The organism is Streptomyces sp. MA5143a, from assembly GCF_900290235.1.
GTDB lineage: Bacteria > Actinomycetota > Actinomycetes > Streptomycetales > Streptomycetaceae > Streptomyces.
Genome location: NZ_OLMK01000030.1, coordinates 1 through 12,629, shown reverse-complemented (window position 1 = coordinate 12,629; position 12,629 = coordinate 1). Strand labels below are relative to the sequence as shown.

At 72.7% G+C, this 12,629-nt stretch carries 11 protein-coding genes; 4 read left to right on the top strand and 7 right to left on the bottom strand.

Annotated features, from left to right (window positions below):
* Nucleotides 1–200: 200 nt before the first annotated feature.
* Nucleotides 201–959: a SigE family RNA polymerase sigma factor gene (locus SMA5143A_RS15330; protein ID WP_107463481.1), complete on the top strand. Its 759-nt coding sequence runs from the start codon at nucleotides 201–203 to the stop codon at nucleotides 957–959.
* 250 nt (nucleotides 960–1,209) lie between these two features.
* Here SMA5143A_RS15330 and SMA5143A_RS15325 read toward each other — a convergent pair whose 3' ends face one another.
* On the bottom strand, nucleotides 1,210–1,839 hold the full coding sequence (locus tag SMA5143A_RS15325) for a uridine kinase family protein (protein ID WP_107463480.1): 630 nt from the start codon (nucleotides 1,837–1,839) through the stop codon (nucleotides 1,210–1,212).
* Nucleotides 1,840–1,966: 127 nt separating this feature from the next.
* Here SMA5143A_RS15325 and SMA5143A_RS15320 point away from each other — a divergent pair, with 127 nt between their 5' ends.
* On the top strand, nucleotides 1,967–2,377 hold the full coding sequence (locus SMA5143A_RS15320; RefSeq protein ID WP_107463479.1) for a hypothetical protein: 411 nt from the start codon (nucleotides 1,967–1,969) through the stop codon (nucleotides 2,375–2,377).
* Nucleotides 2,378–2,473: 96 nt separating this feature from the next.
* Here the strand turns inward: SMA5143A_RS15320 and SMA5143A_RS15315 are convergent, their stop codons facing one another.
* Genes SMA5143A_RS15315 through deoC form a run of 3 tightly spaced genes read right to left on the bottom strand, consistent with a single transcriptional unit; the run spans nucleotide 2,474 to nucleotide 5,762 of the window.
* Nucleotides 2,474–3,361, bottom strand: a complete 888-nt coding sequence (locus SMA5143A_RS15315; RefSeq protein ID WP_107463478.1) for an aldehyde dehydrogenase family protein — start codon at nucleotides 3,359–3,361, stop codon at nucleotides 2,474–2,476.
* Nucleotides 3,354–4,790 carry an aldehyde dehydrogenase family protein gene (locus SMA5143A_RS15310; protein ID WP_107463551.1) on the bottom strand — a complete coding sequence of 479 codons (1,437 nt, stop codon included), beginning with the start codon at nucleotides 4,788–4,790 and terminating at the stop codon, nucleotides 3,354–3,356. Before SMA5143A_RS15310 ends, SMA5143A_RS15315 begins: the two co-directional genes overlap by 8 nt.
* 21 nt (nucleotides 4,791–4,811) lie before the next feature.
* A complete protein-coding gene (deoC, locus tag SMA5143A_RS15305; protein WP_107463550.1) occupies nucleotides 4,812–5,762 on the bottom strand; it encodes a deoxyribose-phosphate aldolase in 951 nt (316 codons plus the stop codon).
* A 455-nt stretch (nucleotides 5,763–6,217) separates the two neighbouring features.
* Here deoC and SMA5143A_RS15300 point away from each other — a divergent pair, with 455 nt between their 5' ends.
* Together SMA5143A_RS15300 and SMA5143A_RS15295 are read left to right on the top strand one after the other, a co-directional pair.
* Nucleotides 6,218–6,772: a PH domain-containing protein gene (locus tag SMA5143A_RS15300; RefSeq protein WP_258193549.1), complete on the top strand. Its 555-nt coding sequence runs from the start codon at nucleotides 6,218–6,220 to the stop codon at nucleotides 6,770–6,772.
* 185 nt (nucleotides 6,773–6,957) lie between these two features.
* Nucleotides 6,958–8,751: a hypothetical protein gene (locus tag SMA5143A_RS15295; protein ID WP_107463476.1), complete on the top strand. Its 1,794-nt coding sequence runs from the start codon at nucleotides 6,958–6,960 to the stop codon at nucleotides 8,749–8,751.
* Nucleotides 8,752–8,915: 164 nt separating this feature from the next.
* On the opposite strand, the gene SMA5143A_RS15290 is transcribed toward SMA5143A_RS15295, so the two are convergent.
* From SMA5143A_RS15290 to SMA5143A_RS15280, 3 genes are all read right to left on the bottom strand, one after another.
* The gene (locus SMA5143A_RS15290; protein ID WP_107463549.1) at nucleotides 8,916–10,547 is read right to left on the bottom strand and encodes a phospho-sugar mutase; all 1,632 of its coding nucleotides are present in this window, start codon (nucleotides 10,545–10,547) and stop codon (nucleotides 8,916–8,918) included.
* A 271-nt stretch (nucleotides 10,548–10,818) separates the two neighbouring features.
* Entirely contained in the window at nucleotides 10,819–11,643 is an 825-nt protein-coding gene (locus SMA5143A_RS15285; RefSeq protein WP_107463475.1) for a purine-nucleoside phosphorylase, read from the bottom strand.
* A gap of 162 nt (nucleotides 11,644–11,805) precedes the next feature.
* A complete protein-coding gene (locus SMA5143A_RS15280; RefSeq protein WP_107463474.1) occupies nucleotides 11,806–12,243 on the bottom strand; it encodes a gamma-glutamylcyclotransferase in 438 nt (145 codons plus the stop codon).
* Between the last annotated feature and the right edge of the window lie 386 nt (nucleotides 12,244–12,629).

Genomic DNA, 12,629 nt, shown 5'->3' with positions numbered 1-12,629 from the left:
CCGTTCGCGTAGCCGTACGACTCTTCTCTGTGAGCGCGCTGTGTCTTCCCTGGGGTCGGCCCCTGTGACAGGTCTGTGACAGTCGGCGGACACGGCCATGAAAGTGGCCGGGCAATCTTTTCGGCACGAGCAGGAAGCACCGCGGCGGTCGAGCGCCGAAGCGGGGTGAGAGACCGGAACTCCACGACGGGGGGCGCGAGATGAACACGCTGCACAGCAACAGCACTAGCGCAGTTGTCACGCGTCTCCACGACGTCATCCGGAACACGGAGAAGTCCGGTGCCGTGAGCGGGCGGGGGTGCGCTCGCGGTACCGGGCGTCAGCACACCACGTACATGTCGGTGGTTGACGCACATGTGGGGGGAAGCGCCACGGGGGTGGCCCACGGGGGAACGGGGGCCGCGTACGGGGAGGGCACGGGGGAGCGCCGTTCTGTGTCGGAGGCGGAGTTCACCGCCTACGTCCAGGAGCGTCGTGCCTCCCTGTACGCAACCGCCTACCACTTGACCGGTGACCGCTTCGAGGCCGAGGACCTCCTCCAGAGCGCCCTCTTCTCGACGTACAGGGCGTGGGACCGGATCAGTGACAAGGCCGCGGTCGGGGGCTACCTCCGCCGCACCATGACCAACCTGCACATCAGCGCGTGGCGCCGCCGCAAGCTGAACGAGTACCCGACCGAGGAGCTGCCGGAGACCGCCGGCGACACGGACGCGATGCGCGGCACCGAACTGCGCGCCGTCCTGTGGCAGGCGCTCGCCCGGCTCCCCGAACTCCAGCGGACGATGCTGGTCCTCCGTTACTACGAGGGCCGCACCGACCCGGAGATCGCGGAGATCCTCGACATCAGTGTCGGCACGGTGAAGTCCAGCATCTGGCGGTCCCTGCGCCGCCTGCGTGAGGACGAGGTCCTCAGCTTCGGCCGTGACGAGGAGGAGTCCTTCGGGGAGCTTGTCGCCTGAAGGTCTGGGGGGAGCAGGAAAAGCGGGGGACGCAAGGGGGATCACGGGGGATCCAGGGGAGATCGCGGTGGCGCGGGGGAGCGCCGCCGCGACAACCGGGGGGAATCGGGGGAATCGGGGAAAACCGACGGGACCACGGGGGACACGGGGTCACGACGGGGGACAACGGGGGAAGCGGGACTGGAGGGCCGGGGGGTCCGTCCAGTCCCGCTTTTTTTGTATGTCGCTTAGCTGGCCTGGGGCCCGCTGTCTATGCCGGCGCCTGGGCGCGGCGGCCCGCCGCGGCCGACGCCAGCCGTCCGAGCGCCTCGTCCTTGTCGCAGGCGTGGGCGCCCAACTCCGTCTGCCGGGCCACGATCGAACGCTCCAGACGCATCAGCCGCCAGCCGCGCCGCAGCAGGAAGGGCACCGACTTACGGCCCTCCCGCAGATCGCGCAGGAAGCGGCGGCGGAACGTCGTCACCGGACCCCGGGTCAGGCACAGCGCGTCCGCGAGGACGCCGAGTTCGCGGCAGCGTCCCACGATCTCCGCGGCGAAGATGCCCTCGGCGATGAACAGCGGGGTCCGCTCGATGCTCAGGGACTCCCAGCCGGTGCGCGCGCTGAGCGAGATGTCGTACGCCGGGACGGTCGTACGGCTCGTGCGGCACAGCTCCTCGATCGCCGCGACGGCGGCGTCCGCGTCCCAGGACAGTGGATGGTCCCAGTCGATGTCCGTGCTGCCCTCCACCAGCGGCAGCGTCGGGTCGTCGCCCTCCTTGTAGAAGTCGTCGAGCCGCAGCACGGGCAGGCCGGAGCGGGCGGCGAGGAGGGATTTGCCTGAGCCGGACGGACCGGACAGCAGGACGACCCGGGTCGGTATCGGGGGATGCGGACTCACGAGAGTCCAGTGTGAGGCATCGCGCCGCCCTCGCCGAGTCGGCGGGTCGCTCTTGGAGCGCACATCACACCTCAACTACCGTGTGTGCCTCCATGCTTACTTTCCGCAGTAGAAAGTGACCACGCTGATGGCTCGACACTCGGCCCCCCAGTCCCCCTTCGCCCGGCGCGCGTTGCTCGCCGTCACGACCGCGGGCGTCGCACTCGGCGCGGGCGCCGGTACGGCCGCCGCGGCGGACGGCGCCGCCCCCGTCGTCGACGTGCTGCGCACCCGGCCCGCCTCGACGCTCGGCTCCGTGGACCCCCAGGCGGACCTCCGGACACTGACCGGCACGGTCGGCCACGTCACCGGCCCGGTCGCCGGCCTCAAGCCCAACCCCCTCGCCGGCACGGGCGTCGACCCGCTCGACAACGGCGTGGGCACCCAGGTCGCCGACTTCCGGGCCGTCAAATCGAGGGACCTGACCGGCCCGGTGGCGCAGGCGCCGTCGATCGGGAGCATCCCGGTGGCGGGGCAGGCGCTGGGCGGCCTGCGCTGAGCCCAGCCCCCTGCGAGAGGACGCGGGAAACCGCGCGGCCGGCCCGTGGACGACCCCTGTCGTCCACGGGCCGGCCCGCGCCTGCCCCGGCGTGCGTCAGTACGAGGAACCCGACGCGCCCAGCGACCCCGTGGGGTGCCAGACCGTCTTCGTCTCCAGGAACGCCGTCAGGCGGTCGATGCCCGGAGTCGCCGACCAGTCGTCCACAGGCTGTGGACGCAGCACCCGCTTCAGGTTGTCGGCCGCGGCGATCTCCAGCTCCTTGGCGAGGACGTCGTCCGCGCCGGCCAGGTCGATCGCGTTGACGTCCTGGTGCGCGGCGAGCGGCGTCGCGATCTCCGCCGTACGGCCGGACAGGACGTTCACGACACCGCCGGGCACGTCGGACGTGGCCAGGACCTCGGCCAGCGACAGCGCCGGGAGCGGGGCCGTCTCGGAGGCGACCACGACGGCCGTGTTGCCCGTGGCGATCACGGGGGCGACCACCGAGACCAGGCCCAGGAAGGACGACTCCTGCGGGGCGAGGACGGCGACCACACCGGTCGGCTCGGGGGAGGAGAGGTTGAAGTACGGGCCCGCCACCGGGTTTCCTCCGCCGACTACCTGGGCGATCTTGTCGGTCCAGCCCGCGTACCAGACCCAGCGGTCGATCGTCGCCTCCACCTGGGCGGCGGCCCTGGACTTCGACAGGCCCTCGGCGTCGGCGACCTCGTGCACGAACTGGCCCTTGCGGCCCTCCAGCATCTCCGCGACCCGGTACAGGACCTGGCCCCGGTTGTACGCCGTGGCGCCGGACCAGGCGCCGAACGCCTTGCGAGCGGCGACCACCGCGTCACGGGCGTCCTTGCGGGAGGAGAGCGGTGCGTTGGCCAGCCACTTGCCCTTTGCGTCGCTCACCTCGTACACCCGGCCGCTCTCGGAACGCGGGAACTTCCCGCCGACGTACAGCTTGTAGGTCTTGAAAACAGACAGGCGGTCAGACATCGAGGTACGCCTCCAGGCCGTGGCGGCCGCCCTCGCGGCCGAAGCCCGACTCCTTGTAGCCGCCGAACGGCGAGGTCGGGTCGAACTTGTTGAACGTGTTGGACCAGACGACGCCCGCGCGGAGCTTGTTCGCGACGGCCAGGATCCGGGAGCCCTTCTCGGTCCAGATGCCCGCCGACAGGCCGTACTGGGTGTTGTTGGCCTTGGCGACGGCCTCGTCCGGGGTACGGAAGGTGAGCACCGACAGCACCGGGCCGAAGATCTCGTCGCGGGCGATGGTGTGCGCCTGGGTGACGTTCGTGAACAGCGTCGGCGCGAACCAGTAGCCCGCCGACGGCAGTTCGCACGCCGGGGACCAGCGCTCGGCGCCCTCCGACTCGCCCTTCTCGACGAGCGAGGTGATCCGGGTCAGCTGCTCCTCGGAGTTGATCGCCCCGATGTCCGTGTTCTTGTCGAGCGGGTCGCCGAGGCGGAGCGTCGAGAGCCGGCGCTTCAGGGAGTCCAGCAGCTCGTCCTGGATCGACTCCTGCACCAGGAGGCGGGAGCCCGCGCAGCAGACCTGGCCCTGGTTGAAGAAGATGCCGCCCACGATGCCCTCGACGGCCTGGTCGATCGGGGCGTCGTCGAAGACGATGTTCGCGCCCTTGCCGCCGAGCTCCAGGGTGAGCTTCTTGCGGGTGCCGGCGACCGTCTTCGCGATCTCCTTGCCGACGGCCGTGGAGCCGGTGAACGCCACCTTGTTGACGTCGGGGTGCGCGACCAGGGCCGCGCCCGTGTCGCCGTATCCGGGGAGGATGTTGACGACGCCCTTGGGCAGGCCCGCCTGGCGGCAGATGTCCGCGAAGAACAGCGCCGACAGGGGGGTGGTCTCGGCGGGCTTGAGGACGACCGTGTTGCCCGTGGCCAGGGCCGGGGCGATCTTCCACGCCAGCATCAGCAGCGGGAAGTTCCACGGGATGACCTGGCCCGCGACGCCCAGCGGCCGGGGGTTCGCGCCGAAGCCGGCGTGGTCGAGCTTGTCGGCCCAGCCCGCGTAGTAGAAGAAGTGCGCGGCGACCAGGGGCAGGTCGGCGTCGCGGGTCTCCTTGATCGGCTTGCCGTTGTCCAGCGTCTCCAGGACCGCCAGCTCACGGCTGCGCTCCTGGATGATGCGGGCGATACGGAAGAGGTACTTCGCGCGCTCCGAGCCGGGCAGCGCCGACCACTTCTCGAACGCCTTGCGGGCCGCCAGCACGGCACGGTCGACGTCGGCCTCGCCGGCCCGGGCGATCTCGGAGAGGACCTCCTCGGAGGCGGGGCTGACGGTCTTGAAGACCTTGCCGTCGGCCGCCTCCGTGAACTCGCCGTCGATGAACAGGCCGTACGAGGGCGCGATGTCGACGATCGCGCGGGACTCGGGGGCCGGGGCGTACTCGAATACGGGTGACATCTTTTCCATGGTCATGGGGTCTCAGTCCACCGTCACGTAGTCGGGGCCGGAGTAGCGGCCGGTGGCCAGCTTCTGGCGCTGCATCAGCAGGTCGTTGAGGAGCGAGGAGGCGCCGAAGCGGAACCAGTGGTTGTCCAGCCAGTCCTCGCCCGCCGTCTCGTTGACCAGGACCAGGAACTTGATCGCGTCCTTGGACGTGCGGATGCCGCCGGCCGGCTTCACGCCGACCTGGACACCGGTCTGGGCGCGGAAGTCGCGGACGGCCTCCAGCATGAGCAGGGTGTTCGCGGGAGTGGCGTTGACCGCGACCTTGCCGGTCGAGGTCTTGATGAAGTCCGCGCCCGCGAGCATGCCGAGCCAGCTGGCGCGGCGGATGTTGTCGTACGTCGAGAGCTCGCCGGTCTCGAAGATGACCTTCAGACGGGCGGCGCCGCAGGCCTCCTTCACGGCGACGATCTCCTCGTGGACCTTCAGATAGTGGCCCGCGAGGAACGCGCCCCGGTCGATGACCATGTCGATCTCGTCGGCGCCGGCGGCGACTGCCTCCCGCACGTCGGCCAGCTTGACCGACAGGGGGGCGCGGCCCGCCGGGAAGGCGGTGGCGACCGAGGCGACCTTCACGCCGGACCCCGCTACGGCCGCCTTGGCGGTGGCGACCATGTCGGGGTACACGCAGACCGCCGCCGTGGACGGGGTCGTGCGGTCGATGGGGTCGGGGTGGACCGCCTTGGCGCCGAGCGCCCGGACCTTGCCCGGGGTGTCCGCGCCTTCCAGCGTCGTCAGGTCGACCATGGAGATGGCCAGGTCGATGGCGTACGCCTTGGCGGTCGTCTTGATGGAACGGGTACCGAGGGAGGCGGCGCGCGCCTCCAGGCCGACCGCGTCCACACCGGGCAGTCCGTGGAGGAAGCGGCGCAGTGTGCTGTCGGACGCGGTGACGTCGGCTAGGGCGTGGGGTGCGGCAGTGGACATGGTCACCAGACGAGCATATCTACGCGCGTAGCGGGTGTACACCCCCGAAGTCTTTCGGAGGGGGGCGGGGGGAGGAAAAGGGCGGCGGCTTCCGGCGGGGCCCGGGGGCCTGCGGGGGCGTCGGCCGAGGCCGGGGAGGCGCGGGCCGGGGCCGTGTGCGGGGTGGACGTGAGGTGTCGTGCAGAATCGGACGTATGACCACCCCGGATCGACCGTCGTCCCAGGAGCAGCCGGAAACCCGGAAGCGCTCGGCGGCCTCGACGTCATCGGAGGGCACGCCGTCCTCGGAGACCCCGAAGACCGAGCCCGCTCCCGACACAGCGCAAGCCCGGCCCCGGCAGACGCCCGCGGCCCCGCGGCCCGCCGAGCCCGCGAAGCCCGCCCCCTCGGCCACCCCCGCCAAGCCGGTCTACCAGGACCGTGCCTACCGGTCGCCCGGCGGTCTCGCGGGCGGTGTGCTGCTCCTCGGCCTCTTCGTCTGGCTCGGCACGGACGCGGTGTTCACCGGAGAAGGACGTACGCCCTGGCTGACCCTGGCCGCGCTGCTGCTGGCCGTGCCGCTGGTGGTCGCCTTCTCGGTACGGCCCGCCGTCTTCGCCAACGACGACCGCCTCCGGGTGCGCAACCCGTTCCGGGTGATCGAACTGCCCTGGGCCTCGGTCGTCTCGCTGCGCTCCGGTTACTCCAACGAGGTGATCGACGAGGCCGGGACCAAGTACCAGCTCTGGGCCGTCCCCGTGTCGCTGCGCGCCCGCAAGAAGGTCGCCCGGCAGCAGGCCCGGGAGTCCGGCAGGGCCGCCAAGGGCGACAGCAGCGGCCGTACGTCGCTGGAGGAGCGGACCGTCCGCGCCGAGACCGACCAGATCATGGCCGACCTGCGCGAGCTGTGCGAGGCCCGTGCGAAGGCACCCGGCTCGCAGGGGGAGCCGACCGTCCGCTGGGCCTGGGAAATCATGGCGCCGGCGGCGGCGGGAGCCGTACTGCTGACGATCCTGATCGCGCTCGGGTGAGTGATCGCGCTGGGGTGAACGCGGGGGCGCGGAACGCCTGACGAGGGCTCCGGGGCGGACGGGAGCCGCCGACGCTAGCCGCCGCCGTCCCCCGCGAAGGGCACCCGTACTGAGAGCTCGTCAGCGCCGGGCCGTACGGTCGTACGAATGATGAGCACCGTTGCGGTCCGAGTGTCTGGGTAGCCATGAGCACGAACATCGAGTCCCCGGGGCGGCCGTCGCGCAGGCTGCCCGAGTCCGCCGTGCCCGAGGGCTGCCCGGCCTGGAGCGGCGAGAAGGCGCGGCTGTGGGCGCGGGCGCAGCCCCCGGTGTGGGTGCCGGTGCGGATGCGGTCCCTGCATCTGCTCGCCCTGGCCATGGTCGGGCTGACGGCCGGGTTCTGGCTGGCCAACTCCCGCGACGTACCGCCCGTCCTCGCCGCGCTGGTCCCCCTGCACCTGGTGTGGACCCTGGCGCGCCCCGAGGCGCTGCGGGTCTCCGGCCCCGTACTGACCCTCGTCCTCGCCTGGTACGGCGGCACGCACGACCTGCCGCTCCTCGTGGGCTTCCTGCTGGTGAACGCCGCCTGGGCGCTCGCCGAGTTCCGGATGAGCGCGCGGCGGACGCAGCGGATGTGGGCCCTGAGTGCCGCCGAGGGTGTCACCGCCGTGGTGCCGGAGGGGGTCGGGCCGTTGCGGCGCGGGCGGTTCCTCATCGCGTTGGGGCTGGTGCTCGCGGCCCTCGGCGGGGCGTTCGTCCTCGTCGCGTCCGGGTGGGAGGCACCCGCCGACCGGCGGGAGGCCGTGCTGGCCGGGTGGTTCACGGTCGGCTGGGGGCTCACCGCGCTGGCCTCCGGTCGGCTGGCCCGACGCCGAGCCGCCGGGCTGCGCGGCGCCCCCGCTCCCGTCCTGCGGGTCCTCGTGCGCGACGGGGCCAACGGTGACGTGGAGGTCTTCACCGCCGACGACGTGGCGGCGCTGCGGCCGATGTTCACCGTCACCGCCGAGGAGTGGTACGACGACGAGGAGGACGAGGAGGACGAGGAGGCCCGCCTGCTCAAGGAGAAGGAGATGGAGGCGCTCCTCGACTCCCTCGACGCCGGCGCGGAGGAGGCGGCACAGCCCGGCCCCCTGCGCGAGGCCGTCCTCTACGGAGCGCCGTACGACGGCGGCGAACTCGTGATCGTCAGCGCCCCCGAGGACGCGCGGAACGGCGCCGACGAGGCCCAGGGCGAGGAAGCCCCGGGCGCGGGAGAGCGGGAGGCTTCGGAGGGCGCGCGGGAGCCGGGGAGCGGCGGTGGCGGCTCGGGGGACGAGGAGTTCGTCGTCGAGTCGTCCATGGCGCCGGTGCGAGCCCTGTCCGAGCGGGCGGTACGGCTGCGGACCGCGGCGGAGAAGGCACGGGCCCGCCGGTCCGCGGTGTACGCGGACCGGCGCGCGGCCGCCGCCGACGGGCTCACCGAGCGGCTGGCGTCCGGGGCGGTACGGCGGTGGCGGGCCGGCTGGCTGGACCGGGCCGTCTGTCTGGTGGTCGTGCTGTGGGCGGCGCTGATGGTGTTGTCCGAGAGCGGCGGATGGCGGTACGTCCCGGGCGTCCTCCTCGGGTTCGTCGGCGTCATGCTGCTGCCGCGCATGGCGGCGTGGCGCATCACCGCCGACCGTGACGGACTGTGGTTCAACGGCCTGCGCGGGGTCCGCCACATCGAGTGGGACCACCTCATGACGGTGCGGTGCGAGGGCGGCGAGCTGAAGCTGGACAGCCGCCGGCCCCGGTTCGGCTCCGCCTGGACGGCGCACGCGCCCCGCTGGGGCCGGCTGGAGCGGCGGTTCGGACTGGTCCACCCGTACGAGCGGACGGCCGCGGAGATCACCGCGATGTGGCAGGACCCGGCACTGCGGCCCACGGCCCCGAGCGACGAACCCGCCCGGGGCCGGGCCCTGTGGCCGCTGGGCGTGGTGCTGGGGCTGGTGTGGGTGGCGGCGTTGGTGCTGGTGCCGTAGGGCGCCGGCCCCGGAGACCGCGGCCGGCGGACGTGGGGGGCCCGCCGGGGTTTCTCGGGTGCCCGGGAGGGCGGATCGGACACGACAAAAGCCCCGGCCGATGACGAGGGTGATGTCGTCGGCCGGGGCTTCCGTGCTGCTCGGGCGGGGCGGGGTGCCGGGGCTCAGATGCCCGCGGCCGCCGAGAGGTCCTGCTTGATCTTCGCGAGGAGGTCCGTGGCCGTCGCGCGAGCCTCGGGGAGGTCGGCGTGGGCGGCGACCGGGACGACGACCTCCAGGTAGCACTTGAGCTTGGGCTCCGTGCCGCTGGGGCGGACGATCACGCGGGCGCCGTCGAGCGTGTAGCGCAGGCCGTCCGTGGGCGGGAGCCGGTCCGTGCCCCGGGTGAGGTCCTCGGCCCTGGTGATGGCGAGGCCCGCGAGGGTGGTCGGCGGCTGCTCACGGAGCTGCTCCATGGCGCGGGCGATGACCGAGAGGTCCTCGACGCGGACGGAGAGCTGGTCGGTGGCGTGCAGCCCGTGCTCCACGGCGAGGTCGTCGAGGAGGTCCAGGAGGGTGCGGCCCTCCTCCTTCAGCTGCGAGGCCAGTTCCGTGATGAGCAGAGCGGCGGTGATGCCGTCCTTGTCGCGGACGCCCTCCGGGTCGACGCAGTAGCCGAGGGCCTCCTCGTAGCCGTAGCGCAGACCGTCGACGCGGGCGATCCACTTGAAGCCGGTGAGGGTCTCCTCGTAGGGCAGGCCCGCCTTCTCGGCGATCCGGCCGAGCAGGGACGAGGAGACGATCGACTCGGCGAAGGTGCCCTGGGCGCCGCGCCGGACCAGATGGGTGGCGAGGAGCGCGCCCACCTCGTCGCCGCGCAGCATCCGCCAGTCCGTCCCGTCCTTGACGGCCACGGCACAGCGGTCGGCGTCCGGGTCGTTGGCGACGATCAGATCGGGGTCCGTCTCGCGGGCCCTGGCGAAGGCCAGGTCCATCGCGCCGGGCTCCTCCGGGTTGGGGAAGGCCACGGTCGGGAACTCCGGGTCCGGCTCGGCCTGCTCCGTGACCAGCACCGGCTCCGGGAACCCGGCCCGGGCGAACGCCGCGAGCAGGGTGTCCTTGCCGACGCCGTGCATCGCCGTGTAGACGGTGCGCGCGGTCCGGGCGGAGCCGTCGGCGAGGACGGCGTCCGTACGGGCCAGATAGGCGCCGAGGACGCTGTCGTCGAGGGTCTCCCAGCCGCCGTCGGGGCGGGGCACGTCGGCGAGGGAGCGTACGGCGTCGATCTCGGCAGCGATCTCCGCGTCGGCCGGGGGCACGATCTGCGAACCGTCGCCGAGGTAGACCTTGTAGCCGTTGTCGCGGGGCGGGTTGTGGCTGGCCGTGACCTCCACGCCGGCCACCGCGCCCAGGTGCCGTATGGCGAAGGCCAGCACCGGGGTCGGGAGCGGGCGGGGCAGGACGGCGGCGCGCAGACCGGCGCCGGTCATGACCGCGGCGGTGTCGCGGGCGAAGTCCGCCGACTTGTGGCGGGCGTCGTAGCCGATGACGACGAGGCCGCCGGCCGAGCCCTGCTTGTTCAGGTACGCGGCGAGACCGGCCGCGGCGCGGATGACCACCGAGCGGTTCATACGCATCGGGCCGGCGCCGAGTTCCCCGCGGAGGCCGGCGGTGCCGAACTGGAGGGTGCCGCTGAAGCGTGCGGCGAGCTCCGCGGTGTCCCCGGCGTCGATGAGGCCGGCGAGTTCCTCGCGGGTCTCCGCGTCGGGGTCCTCGGCGAGCCAGGTCCTGGCCCGTGCGATGAGTTCGTCCTGCACGTCGGGGTCCAACCTCTCTTGTTCGTCAGCGTCGGGTTCGGGGCCGGGCGCCTGATGGCTCGGGGGTGCCTGTGGTTTTGGCGGGTGCGGGTCCGTCGTGGTCGTTCGCGCTGTTCCCCGCGCCCCTCAAGGGAACGGGCCTGCGGCCCGCCCTCCATCCTGAGAAGCACGGGCGCGGCCCCGGTCGCTTTTCAGGGGCGCGGGGAACCGCGCGAGCAACCACATACCACCCGCACCCGGCCATGTACCCGAGTCCCCCGCTCCACCGCGGCTACAGACGGTCCAGCACCCGCGTCAGCAGCTCGCCCATGCGGGTCGCCGAGTCGCGGCCCGCCTGGAGGACCTCCTCGTGGTTGAGGGGCTCCCCCGTCATGCCGGCGGCGAGGTTCGTGACCAGGGAGATGCCCAGCACCTCCGCGCCCGCCTCACGCGCGGCGATGGCCTCCAGGACCGTCGACATGCCGACCAGGTCCGCGCCGATGACGCGGGCCATGCGGATCTCCGCCGGGGTCTCGTAGTGCGGGCCCGTGAACTGCGCGTAGACGCCCTCCTCCAGGGTGGGGTCGATCTCCTTGCACAGGGCGCGCAGCCGCGGCGAGTACAGGTCCGTCAGGTCGACGAAGTTCGCGCCGACGATCGGCGACGTCGCCGTCAGGTTCAGGTGGTCGCTGATCAGGACCGGCTGGCCGGGGCGCATGCCCTCGCGGAGACCACCGCAGCCGTTGGTCAGGACGATCGTCTTGACGCCGGCGGCGACGGCCGTACGGACGCCGTGCGCGACGGCGGCGACACCGCGGCCCTCGTAGTAGTGGGTGCGGCCCAGGAACACGAGCGCGCGCTTGTCACCGATCCTGTACGAGCGGATCTTGCCGCCGTGGCCCTCCACCGCCGGGGGCGGGAAGCCGGGCAGCTCGGTGACCTGGAACTCGGCCTCGGGGGCGCCGAGCGCGTCCACGGCCGGGGCCCAGCCGGAGCCCATCACGAGGGCGACGTCGTGGGTCTCGGCGCCCGTGAGCTCCCGCAGGCGCGCGGCGGCGGCGTCGGCGGCGGCGTAGGGGTCGTCCTGGATGTCGTCCGGAAGAAGAGAAGCGTTCACGCGACGAGAGTATCCGGTCTGGGCCTACGCGCGTAGATGGCAAGCCTCACGGGATTGGGATCGTTGTCTTGTCGTTTCCCGCCAAGGGGGGCTCCAGGTGGGGCCGGAGGGGGTGTGGGACGGAGGTGGGGCGGGGTGCCGCCCCGGCCCCGCCCCCGGTCCTCAGCACGGGCGTTTGCGCAGTTCCATCACGTAGTCGTGGGGTGCTCCCGCGGACTCCGCGGCGTCGGCGATCTCGCCGAGGTAGCGGGCGGAGGGGAGGCCGCCCTCGTAGCCGTTGAGGACGTAGACCCAGGCCGGTTCCTCACCCTCCAGGGTGTGCACCCGGACGCGCATCCGGCGGTATATGTCGAGGCCGACTCCCACCCAGCGGTCCATCGCCTCCTCGTCCATCGGGGCGATGTCGTACAGCGCCACGAAGACCTGGGAGCGGGGGGCCTCGACCACCGTCGCGAGGGCGCCCTCCCAGCCCATGTGTTCGCCGCCGAACGTGAGGCGCCAGTCGTTCAGCCAGCCGGTGGCGCGCAGCGGGGAGTGGGGGGCGCGGCGGGACATCAGGCGGGCGTCGAGGTTGCCGGCGTAGGCGGCGTAGAGCGACATGGGGGAGAGCGTAAGCGCTCCGCTGGGGTGGGTGGGGCGGGAGGGGGTGGGGGAGGGGGCGCGTCGTCGGGATGCGGGTCCGTTGTGGCTGGTCGCGCAGTTCCCCGCGCCCCTGGACGGCCCTCCGGGCCGATCCGGCGCGTCCCGGACGCGCCCGCGTGTCCGCGGCGCCCGGCCGCTGGCCGCCGAGCGCGCCTCCGGCGTCCCGCCGCTGCCCGCACACCCCTCCCCTCGAACCCTCTGCCCGGTTCACGAGCCCTCCGCGGGCGCACCCCTTGGTGCACGAGCGCCCCTGCGATCGGTCCCCCGTTCGTTCGCGCGCGCTCCCTCGGCCTCTTCCCCCTGCCCTCTTCTGTCCCCTCCTCTTTGGGCCCATGCCCCGGCCG